The organism is Methanobrevibacter boviskoreani JH1 (assembly GCF_000320505.1).
GTDB classification, from domain to species: Archaea; Methanobacteriota; Methanobacteria; order Methanobacteriales; family Methanobacteriaceae; genus Methanarmilla; species Methanarmilla boviskoreani.
Map to the genome: position 1 here is coordinate 199624 of NZ_BAGX02000020.1, position 24980 is coordinate 224603.

Sequence of the window (24980 nt, forward strand, 5' to 3'; positions counted from 1 at the left end):
TTTATTATAAAATTGATTTATCCTAATGATTTAATCTAAAAATTAATATTATATATTTTTAAGTTAATAGGCTAATCAATATAATTTTTTATTAGAATAATTATTCGAGGTTATAAAAATGCAAAGATCAAGAGGATTTAAAAGTAGATCAAGAAATAAATTAACCAAAAAACCACGTGTTGGTCGTTCTAACCCTATTACTAAAAAACTTCAAACTTTCAATGAAGGAGATTTAGTACATATCATTATTGACCCAAGTATCCACAGAGGACAACCACACTCCAGATTCCATGGTAAAACTGCTAAAGTTATTGGAAAAAGAGGTAGTGCTTATTTACTTGGATTAAAAGATGGTAACAAATACAAAGAATTAATTGTAAGACCAGACCACTTAAAATTACAAGAGTGAATACAATGATAGGTAAAAATACAGTGAATAGAGAACCTATACCTGCAGCTAAAGTAAAAAGTATTCTTGAGAAATTTGGTGAAAATCATGACCTTAGTTATGAACAAAATGTTACATTAAACCATGTTAGTACTTTTAGCCAATTATCTGAAGAGGATACCGACAAATTAGTAGCTGAACTTGAAGGAAAAGTTAAAAGGAAATATGCAGTTCGTATAGCTGATTTATTACCTCAAGATTTAGATGATATGAGATTAATTTTTGCTAAAGAAAGAATTTCATTATCTAAAGAAGATATGGAAGAAATTCTTGAAATAGTTGAAAAATACACATTATAATTCAATAATCCAAGTGTATTTATAGTCTAAATAAGATTTAGACTACTTTAATTTTATATCTTTAAAAAAATTATGGCTTTTAATTTAAGTACTTTAAATATCTTTTTTTTCTAATTTTAATAAAGTTTAATTTTAACAGAATCCTTAATTTACAACTATTTTTATTCATTAACTATTTTTTCATAGATAATTTTTTCATAATCTAGAAAAATATCTAAAAGTATTTTAATAATAAAATTATTATAGATTAAAAAATAGATTATAATTCACTTATAGATTATATTTCCAGGTTTATAACAATTTTATAATTATAATTAAATGACTTAGTGAAGTGATTAGATGGCAGATAAAACACAAAATAAAAACAAACACTTATTTGTTAAAGAGGAAAATGCTATTATACTAGATTATCTAAGTTTAGGTTACACAAACAAAGATCAAACTAGATATAAAAGAAAACCAATCGCACAGGCAATAGGAACCGAAAAATTCACTTTACTTGAATTAATCCCCAAAGAGAATGTAGACATTGAAATACATGAAAAGGTATACATTGGCCCTGGTAAGAGAGATAAGATTAAAACCGTCAAACAACTTAAATATGAAAACTTAACCCCCACAAGCCGTATAGAACTTGAATATGTTGTCAAGGAAATTGTCGAGGAAAATGAGGAAAAATACATTGAATTCTTTAACACAACAGGATCACTTAGTACAAGACTCCATAAACTGGAATTGATTCCTGGAATAGGTAAGAAAATGATGTGGTCCATTCTTGATGCCAGAAAAGAAAAACCATTTGAAAGTTATGAGGATTTAAAAAACAGAGTCCCGTCACTACCTGATCCGGTTACTATGATATCTAATAGAATCCTTCAAGAGCTGGACAACACTACTGTAAAAAAAGGTAAAAAGAAATATTACCTGTTTACCCAAATTCCAAATGAAAGGATGAAGGAGTATTATAGAGAACAGAAAAGAAAAAACAAAAGGTACCATAGAAGAAGGTAGAACAGATTCTTAAATATAAAGTTGGTGATGAATTGAGTAAAGGTTACTCACTTTCTGCTGAGACTAAAAGTGTTCTAAATAAATATAATATTAGATTAAACCATAAACTGGGACAGAACTTTTTAATCGATGCAAATAAAAGAAATCAGATAATAGAATATGGAAATATATCCCCGGATGAGACAATACTTGAAATTGGACCGGGCATAGGAACTTTAAGTCTGGAAATAGCTAAAAAAGCAAAGAGATTGATCTGTATAGAACAGGATAGAAAAGTTGCAGATATTCTACAAAAAAGGACCATGGAAGAGTCAATTGACAATATTGAAATTATCAATGAAGACGCCCTTAAGGTAGATTTTCCAAAATTTGATAAGATCATATCCAATTTGCCCTATCAGATATCATCTCCAATAACATTTAAACTGTTAGAATATCCTTTCAAATCAGGAATATTGATGTATCAGAAGGAATTTGCAGACCGTATGACTGCAAATGTAGGAAGTAAAAATTATTCAAGACTATCTGCAATGTTATATTTTAAGGTAGATATGGAATTTCTAATGAATGTTCCTTCAGAATGCTTTATGCCTAAACCTAAAATAGACTCCTCTGTTGTTAGACTAACTCCTAATGACAGATTTAAAGAAGATGGGAAACTCTTTAGAAATTATTCAAGGATATGTAAAGCATTATTTCAGCATAAAAACAAGAAAGCAGAAAACTCTTTAATTAATTCTAGACATGAAATAGGTTACTCAGATAAAAAAGAGCTAAAAAACAATTTGAAGTCTATTGAATCTGAAAGACTAGAAGATTTACTTGAAAAAAGAGTAATTAATCTGAGTCCTGAGGATATTCTAGATTTAACCAAGGAATTAGAAGACATTCTATAATCACAATATAATTCCTATATGGACGGAATCTGCCAAAATCCGATTTCTTAATAAAACATTACCCAAAACAAGAACCATTCATTTAATGTTTTTTATGTAATAGTTCTTATGTTTTCGGCAAACATATTAAAAATAGAAAATAAATCAAGTGGTTAAATGAAAACAGAAGATTTTCAAATAAAAACAAGCGATCTGGTCTACATTCCAGCAGAGGATACTTTCCTTTTAGCGGACAATCTTGAAATTGATAAGAATGATACCGTATTGGAGATTGGAACCGGAACTGGAACTGTTGCCATGTATGCATCCAAACTAACAGATAATCAGATCACAGTCACAGACATTAATTTAGACGCCCTAAGCTTAGCTGAGGAGAATTTTGAAATAAACAATATTGATAACATTGAAACTGTTTTCGGTAATCTGTTTGAGCCATTGAAAAATAGAAAGTTTGATGTAATTTTATTTAATACTCCATATCTACCAACCGAAGAAAATGATATTATCGATGATGATTTAAATTATGCATTCGACGGTGGAGCAGATGGAAGAAAAGTTATTGACCCATTCTTATATGAAGTGAAAAATCATTTAAATGATAATGGAAAGGTTCAGCTAATACAGTCATCATTATCAAACATTCCAAAAACCTTAGACATTCTTGAAAAAGAAGGTTTTAAATGTGAGATAACAGCTAGTGAACATTTCTTCTTTGAAGAGGTTGCTTTAATCACAGGTTATTTAATTTAAACAATAAAAATAGATTTAAAAAAATATGTTTAGATTAGAATCTTAGAAAATAGCCATAACATAAAATGACTAAAAGAAAATAGATAATAAAAAAAATTCTAGAATTAAAAAAAATAATTACTGTTTTTTAAGTCTGTTTTTAAACTTTCTAATTGGAGCCGTCATCTTCCAACTATTGGAGGACAATAACTCTTCTAGTTTACCTGTCCTCTCATTAACCAAATTAGGAATAGCTTTATTAATCAGACTTTTACTTACACAAACCATGTCCTCTTCTTTTGAATTATTCTCAACAAATTCAGAGTATTTATCTAGAATTTTATCTGGAATGGAACCATTTAAACTAGAATTAATTAAGCTCTCTTCAATATTATCTATAGAGTTTTCATAACTATAGAAATCATACATATCTGCAAGGGATAAACGAAGGCATACTATCTCTTCTAAATGGTTATTAAAAAGTTCAGGATTATCCTTTTCAAATACCTCATGGACAGCTTTAAACAAGTCTTTATCATGTATATTATCTTCTAATGATAAAAATATGAAAAGGGATTCGGCATATTTTATTAAGGAATCGTTGAATTTACCATCACCATCAAGTATTTTAAAACATTGATAATAATGCATCATATAATCATGTTTTTTCTCGTAATTATTAATCCTTTTATTTGGTCCTCCTGCAGCTTCAAAACTATAACCATATAAATTAACAGGTACCGTAACAATATAATCAATTTTAGTTAATATATGGGCAAGAAATACAGGATCTTGACCTCTTTTTAAATCTGGAAAACGAATATCATATCTATCTAAAAAGTCTTTTCTATAGATATTCTTGTAAAAAGCCCATGGAATACCATATTCCTCTGGACGAATCTTTTCAATCTTGGAGCAATATGCATAGTTATCATCAACATAATTAAAGTTCTTTAAAAGTTTACCATGGTTATCAACTCTTAATAGATTTCCTGCAACCATGTCTGCATCATATTCTATACCTGCATTATACATTTTCTCTAATGCGTCTTTATCAATGAAGATATCATCTGCATCTAAAAAAGCGATATATTCTCCCTGGGCTTTACTGATTCCGTAATTTCTGGCTTTACCGGAACCTTGATTATCCTGACTAAATATTTTTATAAAATCATATTTATCTGATAGTTTCTTCAATTCTTCCAGGGAATTATCACTAGAACCATCATCAACACATATTAGCTCAAAGTCATCAAGTGTTTGTTTAGATAGATTTTTACATGATCTTTCTAGAAAATCCTCACCATTATAAACAGGCATAATAACTGAGATTTTAACCATTATATCACAATTTACGTTTTAATTTTCTAAGTGGAGCAGTTATTCTCCAACTTTTAGAAGACAATAATCTTTTATTCTCCTTTTTTAAATCATTAATCTCTTTAGAAAAGAAATTAAACAGATCCTTACTTAATGTTATACTGTCCTCTTTATTATTTGATAAGATTTCAGAATACTTATCCATAATACTTTCAGGAATCTTACCATCCTTTAAATATATCTTAAACAAGTTTTTATCCACATCATTAATTGCCTTAGAGAGGTAATCAGAATTTGGATCTATTATGCATAATTGAAGAAAGGCAGTTTCTGCATCAAGATTTTCAAAATAATTAGGATTATCCTCCTCAAAAACTTTATGAATTACTTTCCAGTATTCCCTTTTATATTCATCTGCAATCGTTGTGATAAAACCAACTAATCTTTGCTTATATTTATAGGAAGATTCATAGAAACCTGCATTATCAAAGAAGTTAAAACAATCAAAATAATTTTTAATATAACCTAATCTCTTCTCAGGAGTGTCATTCTTATATCTAGAACCTCCACCAATATCATAACTATAAGCATATAAACAAACAGGAACAGTTACCATAAAATCAATACTAGTTAAAATTTCTGCAAGAAATACAGGATCTTGACCTCTTTTATAATCAGGAAAATAAATATTATTCTCTTTTATAAAGTCTTTCTTGAAAATATTTTTATAAAAAGCCCAAGGAATACCATAGTCTTTTGGAGAAATCTTCTCTAGCTTTGAACAATAATAATAGAAATCACGGTCATAATTTGGATTATGGTTTCTTAATATCTTATTATCTTTAGCATAACAAAGATTTCCTGCAACCATATCTGCATCATAATCCACACCGGCATTATACATTTCTTCCAATGCGTTTTCATCAACAAAAAAATCATCTGCATCTAAAAAAGCGATATATTCTCCTAAAGCCTCATCAATTCCATAGTTTCTGGCTTTACCAGAACCTTGATTATCCTGTTTGAGGATTCTTATAAAATCATATTTTTTAGATAGATCATTTAATACTTCTAGAGAGTTGTCTGAAGAACCGTCATCAATACAAATCAACTCAAAATCTTTTAAACTTTGTTTAGATAAACTTAAAATAGAATTATTAAGGTATTTTTCACCATTATAAACAGGCATAATTACAGAAATCTTAACCATTATATCACATTAAATCATTAATAAAACATTAAAATAGAATAAAAATATTAAAAAAAAAATAAATAAAATTAGAAAGAATAAAATCATCTGAAACGATTTCTGAACCTTCTCATTGGAGCAGTCATTTTCCAACTTCTAGAGGACAATAGTTTTTTATTAGTGTTTTTTAAATCAAAGTTCTCAACAGATAATCTTACAACTACTGGATTATCATTTTCCAATATAGTATCAAATATAAATTTATTACGTCTGTATAAGAAACTTACAATCTCGTCATAGGAAACTTTATTATTAATCCAAGAATTATAGGTTTCCCTAATACCATCTAAATAGCTCTGTTTATAATCTTCCTGAATACTTTTAAATCTGTTATAATTTGTTCTAACAGCTTTGTTAAATAAGTTTCTTTCATAATCCCCATATAACATGTTGTTTTCTTTAAAAACATCAATTACTAAGTCAACAACTTTGTAACTATCCATGAATCGTTGATCACCTGCACGGGTTGAGGAATTACCATGCCATCTTCTATAGAACAAATGATCTTTTAAGAAACAGATTTTTTTAGCAGCAAAGAAAACTTCCCAGAAAAATACATTATCCTCAAAAATGAGTCCCTCAGGGAATCTTGCCCCACAATCTTCAACAAATTTCCTATTATACAATTTAGTCCATGGAGTTACAGTTATGCCAAAACTTAAATCCCCATCTAAATCCTTATAACTGAATACATTATCTTTAACTTTATTATATACTTTGTTCATTGAATAATCTTCAGTTTTATAGTATATGTCATTATCATCATCATAGTTTATAGCTTGGAAAAGTACAAAATCAACTTGTTTCTCCTCAGCCAATTTATATGATTTTTCAAGGGCATCTGTTTTAACAAAATCATCGGAATCCATTAAATAAAGGTATTTACCTTTAGCTAAATCCATTCCCCTATTTGTAGCTACTGCATGACCACCGTTTTCTTGATCAATTACAGTTATCCTATCATCTTTAGCTGCATATTTATTTATAATATCCAATGAATTATCTGTGGAACCGTCATTAACACATATGATTTCTATATCCTTTAAGGTCTGATTAACAATACTATCTAAACACTCTTCTAAATAGTTCTCAACATTATATATAGGTATTATAACTGAAACTTTTACCATAAATTCACCATTTCCAATGTTTTCCAATAATAATAAGGTAATAATTTATAAAATAAGTATAATTATTAAATATATTTCTAATTAAATTAATTAATAAATTTAACTATTTATCAATATATCATATAAAAAATAAAAAATCAGAAAAAAATAACTAAAAAAAGTGACATAAATCAAGATTAGTCTAAAAAAGAAAAAATAGAAAATGGAATTTAGAATTTATTGGATTTCCCCGTCAAATACTAAAGTAGCAGGTCCTTCCATAAATGCACCTAACTGGCCATTATCATCATATACGGTGAATTTAAGGTTTCCACCAGGTAAATGTAGAAGAACATCGGAACTGAAAACACCTAACTTGTAACCTGCAATAGCTGTAGATGTAGCACCAGTTCCACATGCCAAAGTTACTCCAGCACCACGTTCCCAGGTTCTCATTTTACCTTCATGTTCTGAGATGGCCTCAACAAAGTGAACATTAATCTTCTCTGGAAATAGATGGTGGGACTCGAACAATGGACCAAATCTATCAATATCCACACTGTCAACATCGTCAACAAATATTATAACGTGAGGGTTTCCAACACTTAAAACGGTGATATTGAACTTCTCGCCATCCACTTCGATTTCACCGTCGACACATTCCTCTTTATCATATTTCATCGGAACCTCATCGGTGTTAAAAGTGGATAAACCCATATTAACTCTAAAGAATTTAGGTTCGTTGTTTTCCAAGGTAATATCAACTGTTTTAATACCACTTTTAGTTTCAATAGTCATTGATTCTGTTTCCAATATTTTCTTACGATATACGAAATCTGCAAAACACCTAATACCATTTCCACACATTTCAGCTTCGGAACCGTCTGGGTTAAACATTCTATATCCTAAGTCTGCTACATCTGAGGTTTCGACAAATAATACTCCATCTGATCCTACACCGAAATGTCTGTCACATAAGAATCTGCATGCTTCAGGTTTATCTGATTCGGAAATAACTGTTTGTTTACTTTCATCAATAATTACAAAATCATTACCGATACCATGCATTTTAGAAAATTTTAGACCTTTTAAATCCATAATAAATACCTCCTCAAATATAAGGATTTATAATCAAATCGATTATTGTAAATAATCTGGGATAATTTGATTTCTAAATAGATCATCAAATGTTTGAGCTTTACGAACTAAGGTTGGATTACCATCCTTAATTAAAACCTCAGCAGGAAGTGGTCTTGAATTATAGTTTGAAGCCATGGTAAATCCATATGCTCCACTGTTTAAGATACCTAAAATATCTCCTTCCTCAATATCTGGAAGAGGTCTATCCCTTGCAAATAAATCTCCGGATTCACATACATCTCCTGCGACATCTACCTCTTGTGTTATTGGTGCACTCATTTTACTTGCATCTACAATATGATGGTAGGAACCATACATACATGGCCTAAGTAAGGTGTTAAATCCTGCGTCCACACCAATATATTTTCTATAACTTTGTTTTACACTGTTTACTTGTACAAGTAAGGTTACAGCATCTGCAACTATATATCTTCCAGGTTCTAAGAACATGGTTGGATTTTTCATATTATATTCTTTTAATTTTCCTTTAAAGAACTCTACATTTTCATGGGCAAAATGATCAATATCCAATGCCTTCTCATCAGGTGTATAAGGTACTCCTATACCTCCACCGAAATCAACAAACTCAAAGTCAATACCTAAATCCTCATGTACTTTACCTGCTATATCCATAGTAGAACCAATAGCTAACTTAAATGGTTCCGGATCCAATATACCTGAACCTATATGTGAATGGATACCGATAGGATCAAATCCTAAATCCTGAGCTAATTTATAAACTTCTGTAGCCTCATTATCCATAATACCGAATTTACTCATTACTCCACCGGTAATAGTATGTTCATGGTGACCTGCACCAACCATCGGATTTACCCTTATGGACACTTTTAAACCTTTAGGATCAACAACTTCTGCAAGTCTTTTTAAAGCAGATCTGGAATCAACATTTAAAATAACACCCATGTCATGAACCATTTTAAGCTCTTCATTTGTAATGTTATTTCCTGTAAATAATATTCTATCTGGAGAGAATCCTAATTTTTCAGAGATATAAACTTCACCAGGTGATACTGTATCAACGCAACAACCTTCACTCTCTAAGATTTTCATGACAGCAAGGTTTGTATTTGCTTTACAAGCATAGAACACTTTAAAGTCAGGATAATATTTTGAAAAAGCATTGTAAAATCTATTATAATTATCCCTAATACGGTTTTCATCTATTGCATATACTGGAGTACCAAATTCATTTGCAATATCCACTGCATCAGCACCACCAATATCCAAATGGTCTTTATCATTTACTTTAATATTTAAGTCCATTCTAATCCTCCAACAAAAAAATATATTATTATTTATCAATTCTTAGATTGTTGATTTTTTAATTGATTTAAAACATTTATTAAATCAAGCCAATTAATTATGTTATTAGATTTATTACTTCTATTATTATAATTATTCTATCAAAAGATATCAAATAAGATATAAACTTAATACTATATAAAATTTAGGTATGCAAAAAAGTTTTAAACCTGTAAGATTATAAGATTATAATATAAATAATTAGAGGTTAAAGTATGGAAAAACCATTTGGACTTGTAATGCGAGGAATAGCTCAAAAAGACGGCAAAATATTAGTTTTAAAAAGACATCCTAAATGTAGAACTTATGCGGATTTATGGGAGTTTCCAGGTGGTAAAGCTGAAAAGAATGAATACTTTGATCAAACATTAATAAGGGAGTTTAAGGAAGAGACCGATCTTGACATATCAATTGATGGTTTTTACGAGGCACTAGAAGACATCCAACCTAAGAGAACAACAGTGCAGGTTTATATGAAAGTGAATATATTAGGCGGCGATGTAAAAATCAGCGATGAGCATATTGACTATGCTTGGAAAACCCTTGATGAGATAAAAGAAATGAATCTCTCAAGACCTACCTTAAAGGTTTTAGAAAAAAAGAATTGGACAATCTAAATATTGTACAATGAATTCCTAAAACTTTACTTTTTTTAATAACCAATTAATGAATAATTAAAAATAAAATACTATTTTTAAAAATAAGATAATTAAAATATTTAAATCAAACAATAGACTTAATTTTTAAATTTAGAAGAAGATCCGCACGAAAATAATTAAAAGAATTTAATTCCTTAAAGAATAGAAGAAATAAATAATTAAAGGAATTTAATTAAGTAATTAAAAAAAATAGAAAAAAACAAGTAACTAAAAGAATTTAATCAAATAATTAAAAAAAAATAGAAAAGATAAAAAATAAATAAGTTTATAATTCTGCAAAGACTTGGTCTAATTTTTCTACCATGGTGTCGATATCTTCCTTTTCAATGATAAGAGCGGGAGCAAGTCTTAAAACATTACCGGCAGTACAGTTTATTAAAACCCCTTTCTCTCTCATTTTATCAACAACATCTCCACCTTCCATGGTAAGCTCAACACCTACTAAAAGACCAAGACCCCTTACATCAGATACAAAATCATATTTATCTTTTAAAGTGTTTAACTGTTCTTTAAGGTATTTACCCATTTCTTTACAATTATCCAATAGGTTCTCATCCTTAATAACACTTAATGTAGCATTTGCTGCAGCAGCAGCCAATGGATTTCCACCAAAGGTTGAACCATGATCTCCAGGAACAAAACCTTTGGAAACCTCCTCGGTAGCCAAGGTTGCACCTATTGGCACTCCTCCACCTAAACCTTTAGCAAGGCTTATGATATCAGGTTTAATATCATAGTTTTCATATGCAAATAGGGTTCCACATCTTCCTATACCAGTCTGGACCTCATCAACAATTAGAAGAATATCATTATCATGACAGAGTTTCTCAACGTCCTTCATGTATTTTTTATCTGCAACATTAATTCCACCTTCACCCTGTAGTACCTCTAACATTATAGCGCAGGTATCATCTGAGATTGCATCCTCCATTGCTTTAATATCATTATATGGAACATGTTTAAAACCAGGTGGTAATGGTTTAAATGGTTTAGAAAATTGTTCTTGACCTGTTGCAGTTACAGTCAACATTGTTCTTCCATGGAAAGATTTCAATGCAGTTATAATCTCACCTTTACCTGTGTATTTTCTTGCAAGTTTAATAGCTGCCTCATTAGCCTCAGCACCACTATTTGAGAAAAACACTTTAGAAAAGTCTGATACTTCTGCAAATGTGTTTGCAAGCTTTGCACATGGTTCATTATAGTAAATGTTAGAACAGTGAATAACCTTCTCAGCCTGTTCTTTAATAGCTTCAACAACTTTATCATTAGTTTGACCAACATTATTTACTGCAATTCCAGCAAAAAAATCCAAATATTCATTTCCATCTAAATCATAAACCTTTACCCCATGACCATGGTCCACTACAATAGGTTGTCTTCCATAGGTATGAAGCACATGTTTATCATAAGAATCCATAACTTCTTGACTATTCATACATAATTCCTCAAAATAAGAGTTAATAAAAATTAAATTAATATAAGTTTTAATTTGATTAAAATTTATCAATAAAATTACAATTAGATTTATTCATTTAATATAATAAAAAATTTTTCATGAAACAGGTATCCTAAATTCCATATGAAGGACAAATAATAAAATCATGAATAAAATTATTAAAACCATTGAAAAATTTTAACATAGATATAATAATCCGATTATAAAATTACTAAAAACTTTCATAAATGAGCCAACTAATAAATAGGTAAAGACAATATAATCCGATTATTTAAACAATTTTTTATAAGCCTTTTTAGCATAAAATGAAGGACTGGTATTTATTATATGATATTTTCTATTCATACGGTTATTATAGAATAATAGATTCTGTTGATAGTCAAAATAGGAATCTGAGTCCAACAACAGATTATATCTTCCAAGTAAATCTGAATCCTCTGGAATAGACTTAACGTTTAGGTTTTTGAATTGATCCTTTGCTAAATTAAAGTATTCAATGGAATTGGTTGATAGGACATATCTTAAAATATGCTCTATTTTAAATTTAGTAAACTCATATTCAAATTCATCGAAAACCCCTTCACTTCTTAAGAAACCCTCAACAATATCAATGATTTTGAAGATGTCTATCTGATTAGACTTCGTATTATTGACAGATGTGGGATTGGACAACCTATAGAAATAGAGATAGTCTGGTACAAATGAAATTCTCTTAGCCCTAACAAGGGACATTACATGAAATGGAACATCGTCAAAAGCAAGACCCAATACAAATCTAAAGTCATCATAACTGTCCAAAAACTCTTTTTTATATAGTTTTAACCATGGTGCAAAAGAGGAGTTTAAAACATAATGTTTAATGTCATCACGGTTGAAAGAGAAATTATTAAAATCCTTGCCTTTAAATAGCTCATCAAAATTATATGCAGGGTGGCTGTAGTCTACCTCATGGCCGTCCATAAATGTTGCAAGTTTAAACATCACCAAATCGGAATCATTAGATTCCGCATTATCATATAATTTTTCCAATGCCTCAGGTTTTGTTTTATCATCTGGATCAAAGAAGTAAATATATTTACCTTTAGCTAAATCCAGACCCTTGTTTCTTGCAGACCCACATCCACCATTCTCTTTATCAATAACTTTAATTCTTTCATCTTTCCTTTGAAAATCATATAGAATATCTAAGGAATTATCTTTAGAACCGTCATTAATACATAAAACCTCAATATCAGTAAATGTTTGATTTAAAATAGAATTAAGGGCTTCCTCCAAATAATTTTCCACATTATAAACAGGAACTATAACTGAAATACCAACCATATTCTCACCAAAGAATTAAAAGAATAAATTAATGAATAATTTTAAGATTTCATTTTGAAAAAATAATTATCACTACTCTAATAATTTAATCCATATACTATAAAAAATTTATTTAGATATAATTAATAAAATAATATTAGGATAATTGTATCAATATTTAATTAAATTAGTGATTATATGGAAAAGATTGAGTTAGGCCAAACTGGAATGATAGTGAATAAAATAGGTTTTGGAGCATTGCCCCTTCAAAGATCTGATGAGAGGGATGCTGTTAGATTTCTAAAAAAGGCTTATAATAATGGTATTAATTTTTTTGATACTGCAAGAGCATACACAAATAGTGAGGAAAGAATTGGTAAAGCATTATCAGATGTAAGGGAGAATATTTACATTGCATCAAAGACCAAGTCAACCACACCGGAAGAGGTGTGGAAAGATTTGGAAACTAGTCTTAAAAATCTTAAAACCGACTACATTGACCTTTATCAATTTCATAATCCCCCATTTTGTCCAAAGCCCAATGACGAACACGGAATATATGATGTGTTTTTAGAAGCCAAAGAAGAGGGATTAATTAAACATATTGGAATAACCTCACATAAACACTCACTTGCAAATAAAGAGATAAAAAGTGGTTTATTTGAAACTATGCAATATCCTTTCTCATATTTATCTGACGAAAAGGATTTCAGAATTTTAGATTTATGTATGGAAAATAATATGGGATTCATTGCAATGAAAGCATTAAGTGGAGGATTAATTAAAAATTCCAAAGCAGCTTATGCATTTATTGAAGAGTATCCCGAGGTTGTTCCAATTTGGGGTATTCAGAAAGAGTCTGAATTAGACGAATTCTTGAAATGGGGAGAAATCAATCCTAGAATGGATGATAAAATCAAAGAGGTAATTAGAAAAGATAAGGAAGAACTTCAGGGTGATTTTTGTCGTGGATGTGCCTATTGTCAACCTTGTAGAGAGGACATACAAATCAGCATGTGTGCTAGAATGTCTCTGTGGATTAGACGTTTTCCAACAGAACCATATTTAACAAAGGAATATCAGGATATGATGTCTAAAATCGAGGACTGTGAGGAATGTGGAGATTGTATAAAACGTTGTCCATATGAGTTAAACATTCCAGAACTTTTAAAAGAAAATTATAAGGATTATCAGAATGTTTTATCTGGAAAAACAAAGATAGAATAAGAATTGTTATTTATAAAAATTCATTAAAATCATAAGATTTAAATCATAAACCAAATGGCAATTATTATAAAAATTCACTAAAATCATAAGATTTAAATTAAATAAATACCATTAATATTATAAAAATAAATTGATTTGTAAAAATATTAATGAACTTATAAATTGATTTATAATTTTAAAGTGATATTATGAAAAAAGCAAAAATAGAAACTGAGAAAGGAGATATAATATTAGAATTATTCCCAAATGAAGCTCCTGGTACTGTTGCTAACTTTGAAAAATTAGCAAATAGCGGATTTTATGACGGTTTAACTTTCCACAGAGTTATACCTAACTTTGTTATCCAAGGTGGAGATCCTAATGGAGATGGAACCGGAGGACCTGGTTACACAATTAAATGTGAAACTGAAGGAAACCCACACAAACATGGTACCGGTGCTTTATCAATGGCTCATGCAGGTAAAGATACTGGTGGAAGCCAATTCTTTATTACACATTCCCCTCAACCTCATTTAGACGGAGTCCATACCGTATTTGGTCAGGTTATTGAAGGTATGGATGTTGTCTATAAGATTAGACAAGGAGATAAAATGACCAAAGTAACTGTAACAGGTTAAACAATTATGCAGTTGTTAATTCAACTGCTTAATCTTTTTATAAATAGCTATTTTAAAAAAAAACATAAATGCGTTTTTAAATTTAAAAAATTAGCATACTAAAATAGAAAAAGATAAAAAACTATTTCTTTGATATTGAATCCTATAAAAATAAAAAAATTAGTATACTAAAATAAAAAAAGATAAAGACTATTTTTAAATATTGAATCTTATAAAGAAGAAAAATAGTATGCTAAAATAAAAAAAGATAAAGACTATTTCTTAAATATTGAATCTTATAAAAATAAAAAAATTAGTGTATTAAAATTAAAAAAAAATAAATAAAAGCTATTTTTTAGATAACTTATCCATTAAACCAGATTTTCTTGCATAGTGGAAAAGATACAATTGAACATATCCTGCATAATCACCGAACTCTTCCATTCCAAATTCCCTGATTTTTTTAACTGGAATACTTTGGTCATTATCAAAATATAGGTATGAAACTATTCTTTTAATCCAGACATCAGATGGAAAGGCTTCCCTAAAATTAAAACCATATAATAAAATACAATCAGCAACTTTAGGACCTACACCTTTAATCTTGATTATCTCATTATATGCCTCATCATAGGACATATGATAAAAATCGTTGAGGTCCATTTCAAGTGTAAATATCTCACTAGCCTGTTTAACATAAGGTACCCTATAACCTAATCCACAGGATTTAAGATTGTTAGTATAACATTCTATTTCCATCTGTCTATTGTCTGCCTCATATTCCTCCAGATTATTTTCATAAGCCTCCATCAATACCTCAGATGGTGGAAACTTATAGTACCTTCCAGATGGAAAAAGATATTCGTCTCCCCATATCTTCTTAATCTTATCAATGGTTTTAGTCCATCTTGCTATTGAGTTGTTTGATGAGGAGATAGATGCAATAATTGATTCAAAAGGATCAGCTGCAATGAAAAGTCTAAGACCTTTACAGAATTCTGCAGACGGAGCTAACTTCTCATCCTCTTTTAAATAATTGTAGAATTTACTTAAATCATAATCCAAATCGTAAATTCTATTTACCTCGGATTTTATTTTAGATTCCAACTTATTTTTATCTATAATTGATTCATCAATAGCTGTTGGTATCTCATAATCCAGATTCATTGAATCAATATTGTTTTGGCTTAATTTCAAAAGAACGGGAATATTGTCTACAATAATTACATTGTTAAAACTATTAGATTCACAATCCAATCTCCATGGGGACTGTGATGTTTGACCAGAATACTGGGTTAATTCTAAATCAATGAGATTATTAAAATTCATAGAACCACAAAATTAATTATAACCTTACATTAATTCCGTTATTATTTAAATATTCTTTTACGACTGGAACTGGATATTCACCGAAATGGAAAATACTTGCTGCTAAAGCTGCACTTACATCGGTTTCCTGAAATGCCTTTTTAATATCTTCCGGATTACCTACACCACCGGAAGCGATTACAGGAATATCGATTGCATCATTAATGGCTTTAGTTAAATCTAGATCATAACCCTCTTTAGTACCGTCTCCATCCATTGAGGTTAGAAGAATTTCACCGGCACCTCTACTTTCACATTCCTGGGCCCATGAAATCGCATCAATACCAGTGAATTCACGGCCTCCATATATACTACAGTCAAACCAACAATAATCTGATTTGTCAGTAGATCTCGGATGTTTAATCTCAACTACATTTTTATCAGGTGCATCAGAAGGATTCTCAACATATCTTCTTTTTGCATCTATACCAATCACACATGCCTGTGAACCAACTACCTTTGATGCGTCATTTATCAAGTCAGGATTATGAATAGCTGCAGTATTAGTAGAACATTTATCGGCTCCAGCTTTAAGCATTTTAATATAATCATCAACCTTCCTGATTCCACCACCTACACATATAGGTATGAAGACGTTTTCAGTCAATTTTTCAATAACATCAGCCATAGTTTCCCGTCTTTCATGTGAAGCAGTAATGTCTAGAATAACAATCTCATCTGCTCCATCATTATAATACTTAGTAGCAAGTTCTACAGGGTTCCCTGCATATTTAATCTCTTTAAACTCTACCCCCTTAACTACACGACCTTCAGGAACTTGTAGGTCACAGTCTAAACAAGGAATAATTCTTTTAGTTAACATAATAACAGAACCTATAATCAATTATTAAAATATATCTTTCTAATAGTATAAAAAATATTATATTGATTTTAGATAAAAATAAGAAATACAATATCAATTTTATATTTAAAAATAAGAATTAAAAGAATATTATTAAATTATAAATAATCTATTAAGAAATAATTAAACTTTTCAAGATACTTTAGTACATGTAATTTTAATTAATTGTTAAAGATTAAAACAAGATTTATTAATTATAAAAGAGAAAATTATTAATGTTAGATTGGTCCTATGGTCTAGTCTGGAATGACGCGGGACTTCGGATCCCGAGGCCGGGGGTTCAAATCCCCCTAGGTCCGCTTTAATGACTGTTTTTAAAAAGAATTATCAATAAAATTTTATTTAATCAATTTTACATACTCATTTTCTACAATAGCTTCTTTAAAAAAGTCAGGAACTAATGATTTATATAAAGGACTTTTAAATAGCATTGTAATATCCTTATCTAAAATATATGTAGTACAGGAATCATCCTCAGCTCTCATTCCCCTACCATAAGCCTGCATAATGGTCATGACAGTCTTGTAGGCATACCATCTTTTATCCCTTCTCTGCCTCATATTTATTTGTTTATCTCCAAGATATGGGAATGGCACCTTATAGATTATCTGGAAACGGCATTTATCATAAGGTAAGTCTACACCTTCACTCATTGATGGGGAGACTAACACCAATGGATTATCATCATTTTCAAAATAGTCCAAAACCCTCTGTCTATTTAAAGAAGTATGTGATATTAATCTAGAGTTTGGAATATTTTGTGTAATGAAACGTGAATTTTGATAACTATGGGTGTGAATCAGTCCCTTATCATCAGGATGCTTTCTTAAAATATCATTTATAACCGGAATCATCTTAGGGGCAGTGTCCTTAATTCTATTTTTAGACATCTTTCCTACAAGTTTAAGTTCGATAGGTCTTTTTGAAGCTGGAAAAGGACTGTCCACTTTAATGTAGTATACCTCGTTATCCTTAAGACCTAACCATTTTGTAAACATCTTATGAGATAAGATTGTAGCACTCATAAATATACAAACATCACCATATTTTAAAAGATTGTCTTTAGCATAGTGATTTACCCTAAGCGGTTTAAATGACACGGCCTCCTCATTTGCATCAATGACCCAATTTTTAGGTTCCTTTTCAAGATGGTCCCTTAATGATTTTAATCTACTTGTGGTACTTCTAATCCTTTCCACTTTGTTTATAGGTAATTCCTTAAGGTCCACATCCTGATATGCCTCATATAAAGATTCAATCTCCAAAATCCAGTCTTCAACACTGCCGTCCTTTAAAGTATTCTCGGAGATATGTTTTTTAATATCCTTTTCAAGTCTTTGATTAGATAGGGTTAACTCTAAACTTTTCATTAGTTTATTTTCAATATTATGGGCCTCATCTAGAATGAGAAGTGACCTTACACCAAAATGCTTTACATAGTTTAACTCAAGAAAGGCATAATCGTAATTCATCAAGGTTATTGGAGAATTAATAGCATCGGCCTTTTGTTGCCAATAATTGCAGTGGTTTTCAGTGTTGAAATATATCTGATTACCGAAGGAATCTTCAAAGGCCTCGGTTCCAGACAAGGTTGGATTTTTACTTATTGAAAATGGGCAAAAGAACTTTTTAGAATTAATGGTGGTTTTACATACACCCATATCACAGGTTACCTCATCACCACCCATAAGACATGAGAAGTTACCTCTTCCTTTAACAAGTGGAAAGTCGAATTCCCTTGCATATTGATTCTGTAGTTGTTTAGTCATGGTAAGGATATAAGCAGATTGATACATACGTGCCAAGGTTGAGGCAATAGCGGATTTACCTGTACCGGTACCTGCCTCCAGAATAATATATTTATAACCTTTTGAAATTGCATCCTCTATTTCCTGAATGATTTCCAATTGTCCTTGCCTTGGACTTTCAAAGGGAAAATTCTCAATAATATCATCACTAATATATGGATATTTATCTTTAAGATATTCTATTCTATCATCACTTAATCTATGGTCTTCAATAGAATATACTCCCGGAATATCATTGATAAGTGGAGATTTTGTTTTTTTCCTTGTATCCATGTATTGCAATAAATCATTAGATTTATTATTCTTTGAAGAATTATTATTACTATTCTTGTTATTTTCACAGACACAATTAGATTTTAACATTCCACATTTAGGGCAAAAAAGAGAATCATTCATAGATTAATATTGGATATATTATTTTATAAATATTATGAGTGTCCAATTGAAAAATAATATTTAATAGTTTAAAGTTAGATTTAATATTAATAAGAAATAATAATTTATATATAAACTAAAGATTTAAAAAATCAGACTAATTTTACGATTATATTAAAATAGTTAATAAGCATTATAGGTGATAATATGGAAAATAAAGGTAAGTTATATGGAATTGGTGTAGGACCTGGGGATATGGAACTATTAACCTTAAAAGCTGCAAGAATCCTTAAGGAAGTAGATGTTATATGTGCACCACATGCAGGGGCAGAAAAGGAAAGCATTGCATTATCCATAATACAACCATTGTTAGATGAAAGAGAAAAAAAGGCCATGGTTGTACAACCCCTATTTCCAATGAAGGAAGATGTAAACCACCTTAAAAAACATTGGATGGAAGCGGCATTTATCATCTCAGATTATCTAAACCATGGAAAGGATGTGGCATTTATTACTTTAGGTGATCCGTCAATCTTCTCAACATTTACATATGTACAAAAAAAATCTTGATGGAAAATATGATATCGAAGTTGTTCCAGGAATAACATCATTTACAGCATGTGCAGCTGCAATTGGAGAACCTTTAGTTGAAAAGGATGAGACATTAACCATTGTACCGAAAATAGATAAGAGCATTAAGGACATTATTGATAAGTCTGACAATTTCGTATTTATGAAAACATCAAGAAACTCTAGAAAGGTTGAAAATAAGATTCTAAAAGATCCTAGAGAGAAAACCGTCTACTCTGTAGAAAATTGTACTATGGAAGATGAAAAAATAGTCGAGGGATTCTCAAATGAAAAACCTTATTTAACTACCACAATAGTTAAATTCAAGAATTAAAAACATTTTTAATATTTTTAAAATAATTAATTCTTATTTAAAACTATTCTTAAAGTAATTAATTTTTATATAGATACCTTCAAAATTTAATTTTTGTATAAATATTTTAAAATATTATATTTTACATTGAAGATGGATAAAATCCTAATTAAAATCCCATTTTACTTTAAAACTTAGAAAAATTAGCTAAAATTCAATCTCTTAAATAGATTATATTTAAAATAGAAAAAATAGTCCAAAACTCTTTTTATGAAAATTTTAGGTTTAGTGAATTTTATAAAATAAAAAAAAATGAATAAAGAATTTATTCATTTTAAAAAAATAACTTTATTTAGAAACATCTTGTACAAATGAATATACTTCACCTTTAGGTTCAATTAAGAAAGTACAACATTCATCTCCCATTGTATAACATTTTACCTCGGTAACGTCAACCTTTGAGTTAAAATAAGATGACATTAATGCTTCCAAAATTCCGGAATCTAAGAAACATGCAGGTTTTCCTGTCTTTGGAAGTAAATAGCATTCAAAACAATCAACAGATGTAACTGTAATAATATCTCCAATTTCTATTGTAAGTTTACCTAACCCATTATCTGACCAAAATTGAGCAATGTTATTGAGGAATTGTTCAAAATCCTCATTATAAACTTGATCAAATAAAGATAAACCAATTTTCAAACCAGCCTCATGTAAAATTGGATCTATATTAATTCCTTCTTGAATCAAGGTAGTTCTTAAGGTATGGAACAGCAGTGATGAGAATTCAAAACCATTATCATTCTCTATAATGTTTTTAACAATATAATCCGTTTTATTTTCATCTAATTTTTTAGGTTCTGAATGATTAACTTCCCCTACAAATTTAGAAGATATATAAAAGACCTTTTTACGATTGTCATTAGGATTTAATTTATAATCAATAATCCCATCCTCTCGTAAAGCTTTTAAGTGAACTGAAATTGTAGATTTAGACCTACCGGTATTGGTAACAATTTCATCAAATTCCATGTCACTGTTTTTTAACAATTCCAAGATAGTTAATTTAACTGGACTTTTTATAACACTTACAGATGCACTTCCGTCTGTTTTAGCATATATTTGAACAGGTTTTTCTTTATTCAGCTGTTTTACATTATTGCCTAACATAAGTATTCCCTTCTTATTCTTTAAATTATATATTAAATTAACATAAACAATTAAGTTAAAAAACTGAAATTTAACCTATTAGCTAATAAATTTTATATATCTATTAACATATTTATTTTACTAATATTTAAATATTGTTTTATCTTATACAAACAGTTTGTATGATTACTATCAAATATTTTAAAAAATTAAACAGTATAAGAACAAGAAATAACTTGAAAAGAATAAAAATCATAATAAAAAATGTGTTAAATTGACAAGAAAAGGAAAAATAGATATTAAAACCATTTAACAAACTTATATTTTTCTGTTAAGATAATACATTGAGTTTTAAGTCCCTTAGTAACGAATTTATCAAACCTGATATTCTCCTTATTTAAAAGCTCCTCAACATGTTTGATTGTGTTTTGCTCACCTATCCTATCATAATCATCAATTATAATTATAAACTCATCGGCAAGATTCTCTGGAATTAAATCCCAAATATTAGTTCTTGAATATGTAGAGCTTTTAATCGGAGGATAATCAATAAATCCCTGTGGACCGTCAATAATAATCAAGTCAAATTTCTCATCCTTAAGTATTTTATCCAGATTTTTATATCTGTTACTTTCAATGGTTTTATTAGGGATTTCTAAGGATTCATCAATAACAACCCTTTCAATATCACACTGTATTATATTGGCATTATCAGGAATCTCTATATTTTTTGAGAAACTATCTATCCAGACCTGATCTCCTTCAATTGTTGTTAGGTTTGAAAATTTGAAATAATCAGCATACTGTGTAGTGAGTTTTGTAGTCTGACCTAGACCCATCTCCAATATATTAACAGGTTTCATCTCATCTAAAATTCTATATAAAATATATATAAATGAATAGTTAGAAGCTGCATTTATCAGGGAAAAGTTCTTAGATTTTAACCACCTGGATTCTTTTATAGTATCATGAAATACAAATGCATAATTGTTTTCTAAATTTCTTAATCTCTCATTTTTCAAATCGTTTTTTAAACTATTTATTAGGGATTTATTATTGTCTACACTATTTTTAATCCCTTCATTGTCCTTTGATAATTTTTTAAATTCATTATTGAATGAATGAATTTCTTCAGATTTTTCATTTAAGCTTGATTTAAGCTTTTTGTTTTCATTTTTTAAATTTTCATTTTCTTTAATTAAATTAAAGTAATTATTTTTATAGTATAGGTAACTATTACTTTTATTTAAAATCTTTTCAAAAAAATGACATCAAATTACCCCTAAAACTTATTCCAAGAAAATTACTATTAAACCTTAAATGTGCATATATCTAATAAAAAAAACAATCTTAGAAATTGTTTAAAATAATTATCTTCCTATTAAATAATTATTATATATACAATTAAGTAAAAAAAAATATACTACTATTCACTTTTATCTAATTACTAACTTATTTAGTTTACCATTATACAAATTTGCTTTACATATTTCAAGTCATATTGATTTAAGAAAAGTGTTTTTATAAAATTATTAAATAAATGTATTAAAAGTTTAAAAATCCCTTAAATCTATAACTATTCCTTATAATAACAAGTTTAAATCAGTGAAATCTCAGTAAAAATATATAATCAAGTGATTAATTTTCTTAAATGAAGATTGATTACAAAAAAGATACTTTTTTTGAAACAACTTATTTTATTAAATATAATTCTAAAAAAATTTCATACAAATATTGTAAATTGTTTCTTAGGATTTGGATAAACAAAAAGTTTATATAATACAATAGATAATTTAAAATTAATGTTCGATAAAATACGAACATACCTATTATAAAAATCGAATATGTGATAAAATGAATGCAAAAGCAAAGAAAATCGGCGAAGGAGTTTACTGGATTGGTGTAATTGACTGGGATATTAGAACCTACCATGGATATACATTAGATGGAACCACTTACAATGCATATCTCGTATTTGGAGAAGATAAAAATGTTGTAATCGATAATGCTTATCCTGGTAAAACCGAGGAAATCATGGCACGTTTAGACGATGCATTTGAACAAGAAGGAAAGGATGTTAAGGTAGATGTAATCGTCCAAAACCATGTTGAAAAAGATCATAGTGGAGTTTTATATGATTTACATAAAAGATTCCCTGAAGCACCTGTATACTGTAGTGAAATTGCAGTAAAAGGATTATTAAAACACTACCCAAAATTAGAAGGTACTAACTTCGTAACAGTAGGTACTGGAGATACATTAGATATTGGTGGAAGAACTTTAGCATTCTTAGATGCTTTCTTACTCCACTGGCCAGATAGTATGTTTACATTACTCGTTGAAGATGGAATCTTATTCCCTAATGACGCATTTGGTCAACACTTATGTTACTCTAAAAGATTCGATTACGAAATCCCTGAAGAGGTACTTATGGATGGAGCAAAAAAATTCTATGCTAACCTAATCACTCCACTTTCAAAATTAGTACTTAAAAAATTCAATGAAATCATCGACTTAGATTTACTTGACAAAATTAAAATGATTGCACCGTCCCACGGTCAAATATGGACCGACCCAATGAAAATCATAAATGCATATAGTAACTGGGCTACTGGAAAAGCTGCAGAAGATAAGGTAACCATCGTATATGATACAATGCACTACTCAACCCAAGCTATGGCTCATGAAATTGCAGAAGGTGCAATGGCAGAAGGTTTCGATGTTGAAATGTTCTACCTACACGAAGATGAAAGAAGTGAAATTGTTAAGAGTATATTAACAAGTAAGGCAGTGGCTATTGGTGATCCAACCATAAATGATGTACCATACCCAAGTATTGGAGATATCATGTACTACTTAAAAGGTTTACACTTCAACAGAACCGGATTCGAAAGGGCTGCTGTTACCTTTGGTTCCATGGGAGGAAAAGGTGGAACCCCTGAATTCTTAGCTAAAGAATTAGCTGACTGTGGTTTCAATGTAATTGATACCGAAGAAATCTACTATGTTCCAACTGAAGAAGAAAAAGTTAACAGTTTTGAATTAGGTAGAAAATTAGCTCAAGAAGCTAAAAAAATCAATATTGAATAAATATTTTAATAAAAAGGGGTTTTTTAACCCTTTATTTAATTTTTATTAAAACTTTAAATATATAAAATAACTATTTATAATTAAGAGGTAATATTTATGGTAAAATATATTCATAAGATTGGTACCACAGTAGGTACAGATGTAGAAAAAGAAGTAGCAGGAAACTTTTCCGGAGAAACACAAGAAGTAGGTATTTACTTAGCAATGTCTAGACAAGCATCTAGAGAAGGTTACGGCGAATTAGCTGAAGTATTCAAAAGATTAGCTCATGAAGAAGCTGAACATGCTGCAAGATTTGCAGAAATGAATGCTGTAATCAAACCAACTTTAAAAGAAAATATTGACATGATGTTAGATGGTGAACAAAAAGCTAATGTAGAAAAAAGAGAGGCTTCTGAAAAAGCACAAGCAGCTGGACTTGAAGATGCAGCTGACTTCTTCAGAGAAAGTTCCAAAGACGAAGGACGTCATGCTAAAATTTTAGAAGGAATTGTTGAAAGATATTTCTAAATATCTTTTAATTTCTCATTATTTTCATATTTTTAATTAACTAATTTTAAAAATTACTAGAATATCTGAAAATAAACTAATTCTTACTAATCTTAAAAACAAAAAATACTTTCACACTATTTTAATCCAACTACTTTTTTTTATGAAATCATAAGCAAAATAGGTTTA

22 protein-coding genes, 1 tRNA gene and 1 pseudogene are annotated in these 24980 nt (G+C 29.3%); 12 read left to right on the plus strand and 12 right to left on the minus strand.

Annotated elements, in window-relative coordinates:
* Window positions 1-118 precede the first annotated feature (118 nt).
* The 5 genes from ON24_RS05040 (at window position 119) to ON24_RS05060 (ending at window position 3404) form a co-directional block, all read left to right on the plus strand.
* Window positions 119-409: a 50S ribosomal protein L21e gene (locus ON24_RS05040; RefSeq protein WP_016359212.1), complete on the plus strand. Its 291-nt coding sequence runs from the start codon at window positions 119-121 to the stop codon at window positions 407-409.
* A gap of 5 nt (window positions 410-414) precedes the next feature.
* Entirely contained in the window at window positions 415-747 is a 333-nt protein-coding gene (locus ON24_RS05045) for an RNA polymerase Rpb4 family protein (RefSeq protein ID WP_016359213.1), read from the plus strand.
* A gap of 339 nt (window positions 748-1086) precedes the next feature.
* On the plus strand, window positions 1087-1758 hold the full coding sequence (locus tag ON24_RS05050; protein WP_040682142.1) for a DUF655 domain-containing protein: 672 nt from the start codon (window positions 1087-1089) through the stop codon (window positions 1756-1758).
* Between the two features lie 32 nt (window positions 1759-1790).
* Entirely contained in the window at window positions 1791-2654 is an 864-nt protein-coding gene (rsmA, locus tag ON24_RS05055) for a 16S rRNA (adenine(1518)-N(6)/adenine(1519)-N(6))-dimethyltransferase RsmA (RefSeq protein WP_040682143.1), read from the plus strand.
* 156 nt (window positions 2655-2810) lie between these two features.
* On the plus strand, window positions 2811-3404 hold the full coding sequence (locus ON24_RS05060; protein ID WP_040682144.1) for a HemK2/MTQ2 family protein methyltransferase: 594 nt from the start codon (window positions 2811-2813) through the stop codon (window positions 3402-3404).
* A 117-nt stretch (window positions 3405-3521) separates the two neighbouring features.
* Here ON24_RS05060 and ON24_RS05065 read toward each other — a convergent pair whose 3' ends face one another.
* The 5 genes from ON24_RS05065 to lysA form a co-directional block, all read right to left on the minus strand.
* The gene (locus ON24_RS05065; RefSeq protein ID WP_040682145.1) at window positions 3522-4724 is read right to left on the minus strand and encodes a glycosyltransferase family 2 protein; all 1203 of its coding nucleotides are present in this window, start codon (window positions 4722-4724) and stop codon (window positions 3522-3524) included.
* A 4-nt stretch (window positions 4725-4728) separates the two neighbouring features.
* Window positions 4729-5913: a glycosyltransferase family 2 protein gene (locus tag ON24_RS08955; RefSeq protein WP_050553560.1), complete on the minus strand. Its 1185-nt coding sequence runs from the start codon at window positions 5911-5913 to the stop codon at window positions 4729-4731.
* An 83-nt stretch (window positions 5914-5996) separates the two neighbouring features.
* Complete coding sequence (locus tag ON24_RS05075; RefSeq protein ID WP_040682146.1) at window positions 5997-7082, minus strand: glycosyltransferase family 2 protein; 1086 nt, start codon at window positions 7080-7082, stop codon at window positions 5997-5999.
* A gap of 216 nt (window positions 7083-7298) precedes the next feature.
* Window positions 7299-8159 carry a diaminopimelate epimerase gene (gene dapF / locus ON24_RS05080; protein WP_040682147.1) on the minus strand — a complete coding sequence of 287 codons (861 nt, stop codon included), beginning with the start codon at window positions 8157-8159 and terminating at the stop codon, window positions 7299-7301.
* 42 nt (window positions 8160-8201) lie between these two features.
* A complete protein-coding gene (gene lysA / locus ON24_RS05085) occupies window positions 8202-9485 on the minus strand; it encodes a diaminopimelate decarboxylase (protein WP_016359221.1) in 1284 nt (427 codons plus the stop codon).
* 278 nt (window positions 9486-9763) lie between these two features.
* Between lysA and ON24_RS05090 the strand changes: the two genes are divergently transcribed.
* Complete coding sequence (locus ON24_RS05090; RefSeq protein ID WP_236254923.1) at window positions 9764-10141, plus strand: NUDIX domain-containing protein; 378 nt, start codon at window positions 9764-9766, stop codon at window positions 10139-10141.
* A gap of 307 nt (window positions 10142-10448) precedes the next feature.
* Here ON24_RS05090 and ON24_RS05095 read toward each other — a convergent pair whose 3' ends face one another.
* Window positions 10449-11621 (minus strand): acetylornithine transaminase, encoded by a 1173-nt coding sequence (locus ON24_RS05095; protein ID WP_040682149.1) that lies wholly within the window; start codon window positions 11619-11621, stop codon window positions 10449-10451.
* Between the two features lie 288 nt (window positions 11622-11909).
* Window positions 11910-12965 carry a glycosyltransferase family 2 protein gene (locus ON24_RS05100; RefSeq protein ID WP_040682150.1) on the minus strand — a complete coding sequence of 352 codons (1056 nt, stop codon included), beginning with the start codon at window positions 12963-12965 and terminating at the stop codon, window positions 11910-11912.
* A 177-nt stretch (window positions 12966-13142) separates the two neighbouring features.
* On the opposite strand from ON24_RS05100, the gene ON24_RS05105 reads away from it, so the two are divergent.
* Both ON24_RS05105 and ON24_RS05110 read left to right on the plus strand, forming a co-directional pair.
* On the plus strand, window positions 13143-14171 hold the full coding sequence (locus ON24_RS05105) for an aldo/keto reductase (RefSeq protein WP_040682151.1): 1029 nt from the start codon (window positions 13143-13145) through the stop codon (window positions 14169-14171).
* A 188-nt stretch (window positions 14172-14359) separates the two neighbouring features.
* On the plus strand, window positions 14360-14788 hold the full coding sequence (locus tag ON24_RS05110; RefSeq protein WP_016359226.1) for a peptidylprolyl isomerase: 429 nt from the start codon (window positions 14360-14362) through the stop codon (window positions 14786-14788).
* A gap of 327 nt (window positions 14789-15115) precedes the next feature.
* On the opposite strand, the gene ON24_RS05115 is transcribed toward ON24_RS05110, so the two are convergent.
* Both ON24_RS05115 and hisF read right to left on the minus strand, forming a co-directional pair.
* Window positions 15116-16096: a DNA glycosylase gene (locus tag ON24_RS05115; RefSeq protein ID WP_040682152.1), complete on the minus strand. Its 981-nt coding sequence runs from the start codon at window positions 16094-16096 to the stop codon at window positions 15116-15118.
* 16 nt (window positions 16097-16112) lie between these two features.
* Entirely contained in the window at window positions 16113-16958 is an 846-nt protein-coding gene (gene hisF, locus ON24_RS05120; protein WP_040682153.1) for an imidazole glycerol phosphate synthase subunit HisF, read from the minus strand.
* A gap of 264 nt (window positions 16959-17222) precedes the next feature.
* On the opposite strand from hisF, the gene ON24_RS05125 reads away from it, so the two are divergent.
* Window positions 17223-17296: transfer RNA gene (locus ON24_RS05125), tRNA-Arg, on the plus strand.
* Between the two features lie 39 nt (window positions 17297-17335).
* On the opposite strand, the gene ON24_RS05130 is transcribed toward ON24_RS05125, so the two are convergent.
* On the minus strand, window positions 17336-19201 hold the full coding sequence (locus ON24_RS05130) for a helicase C-terminal domain-containing protein (RefSeq protein WP_040682154.1): 1866 nt from the start codon (window positions 19199-19201) through the stop codon (window positions 17336-17338).
* Window positions 19202-19387: 186 nt separating this feature from the next.
* Between ON24_RS05130 and cobI the strand changes: the two are divergent.
* A pseudogene (gene cobI, locus ON24_RS05135) lies at window positions 19388-20084 on the plus strand (precorrin-2 C(20)-methyltransferase).
* 327 nt (window positions 20085-20411) lie between these two features.
* Here the strand turns inward: cobI and ON24_RS05140 are convergent.
* Window positions 20412-21233, minus strand: coding sequence for a V4R domain-containing protein (locus ON24_RS05140; RefSeq protein ID WP_236254924.1), 822 nt, complete (start codon window positions 21231-21233; stop codon window positions 20412-20414).
* 278 nt (window positions 21234-21511) lie between these two features.
* Window positions 21512-22234, minus strand: a complete 723-nt coding sequence (locus ON24_RS05145; protein WP_040682155.1) for a hypothetical protein — start codon at window positions 22232-22234, stop codon at window positions 21512-21514.
* Window positions 22235-23066: 832 nt separating this feature from the next.
* On the opposite strand from ON24_RS05145, the gene ON24_RS05150 reads away from it, so the two are divergent.
* Both ON24_RS05150 and ON24_RS05155 read left to right on the plus strand, forming a co-directional pair.
* Window positions 23067-24302: an FprA family A-type flavoprotein gene (locus tag ON24_RS05150; RefSeq protein ID WP_016359233.1), complete on the plus strand. Its 1236-nt coding sequence runs from the start codon at window positions 23067-23069 to the stop codon at window positions 24300-24302.
* Between the two features lie 96 nt (window positions 24303-24398).
* Window positions 24399-24812: a ferritin-like domain-containing protein gene (locus tag ON24_RS05155; protein WP_016359234.1), complete on the plus strand. Its 414-nt coding sequence runs from the start codon at window positions 24399-24401 to the stop codon at window positions 24810-24812.
* Window positions 24813-24980 lie beyond the last annotated feature (168 nt).

Coding starts and splice junctions, on each gene's coding strand:
- ON24_RS05075 (WP_040682146.1), bottom strand. CDS start 7,082: ATGGTAAAAGTTTCAGTTATAATACCTATATATAATGTTGAGAACTAT.
- ON24_RS05150 (WP_016359233.1), top strand. CDS start 23,067: ATGAATGCAAAAGCAAAGAAAATCGGCGAAGGAGTTTACTGGATTGGT.
- lysA (WP_016359221.1), bottom strand. CDS start 9,485: ATGGACTTAAATATTAAAGTAAATGATAAAGACCATTTGGATATTGGT.
- ON24_RS05130 (WP_040682154.1), bottom strand. CDS start 19,201: ATGAATGATTCTCTTTTTTGCCCTAAATGTGGAATGTTAAAATCTAAT.
- ON24_RS08955 (WP_050553560.1), bottom strand. CDS start 5,913: ATGGTTAAGATTTCTGTAATTATGCCTGTTTATAATGGTGAAAAATAC.
- ON24_RS05065 (WP_040682145.1), bottom strand. CDS start 4,724: ATGGTTAAAATCTCAGTTATTATGCCTGTTTATAATGGTGAGGATTTT.
- ON24_RS05040 (WP_016359212.1), top strand. CDS start 119: ATGCAAAGATCAAGAGGATTTAAAAGTAGATCAAGAAATAAATTAACC.
- ON24_RS05095 (WP_040682149.1), bottom strand. CDS start 11,621: ATGAATAGTCAAGAAGTTATGGATTCTTATGATAAACATGTGCTTCAT.
- ON24_RS05110 (WP_016359226.1), top strand. CDS start 14,360: ATGAAAAAAGCAAAAATAGAAACTGAGAAAGGAGATATAATATTAGAA.
- ON24_RS05100 (WP_040682150.1), bottom strand. CDS start 12,965: ATGGTTGGTATTTCAGTTATAGTTCCTGTTTATAATGTGGAAAATTAT.
- ON24_RS05045 (WP_016359213.1), top strand. CDS start 415: ATGATAGGTAAAAATACAGTGAATAGAGAACCTATACCTGCAGCTAAA.
- ON24_RS05090 (WP_236254923.1), top strand. CDS start 9,764: ATGCGAGGAATAGCTCAAAAAGACGGCAAAATATTAGTTTTAAAAAGA.
- ON24_RS05105 (WP_040682151.1), top strand. CDS start 13,143: ATGGAAAAGATTGAGTTAGGCCAAACTGGAATGATAGTGAATAAAATA.
- hisF (WP_040682153.1), bottom strand. CDS start 16,958: ATGTTAACTAAAAGAATTATTCCTTGTTTAGACTGTGACCTACAAGTT.
- ON24_RS05050 (WP_040682142.1), top strand. CDS start 1,087: ATGGCAGATAAAACACAAAATAAAAACAAACACTTATTTGTTAAAGAG.
- ON24_RS05060 (WP_040682144.1), top strand. CDS start 2,811: ATGAAAACAGAAGATTTTCAAATAAAAACAAGCGATCTGGTCTACATT.
- ON24_RS05155 (WP_016359234.1), top strand. CDS start 24,399: ATGGTAAAATATATTCATAAGATTGGTACCACAGTAGGTACAGATGTA.
- dapF (WP_040682147.1), bottom strand. CDS start 8,159: ATGGATTTAAAAGGTCTAAAATTTTCTAAAATGCATGGTATCGGTAAT.
- ON24_RS05140 (WP_236254924.1), bottom strand. CDS start 21,233: ATGTTAGGCAATAATGTAAAACAGCTGAATAAAGAAAAACCTGTTCAA.
- ON24_RS05115 (WP_040682152.1), bottom strand. CDS start 16,096: ATGAATTTTAATAATCTCATTGATTTAGAATTAACCCAGTATTCTGGT.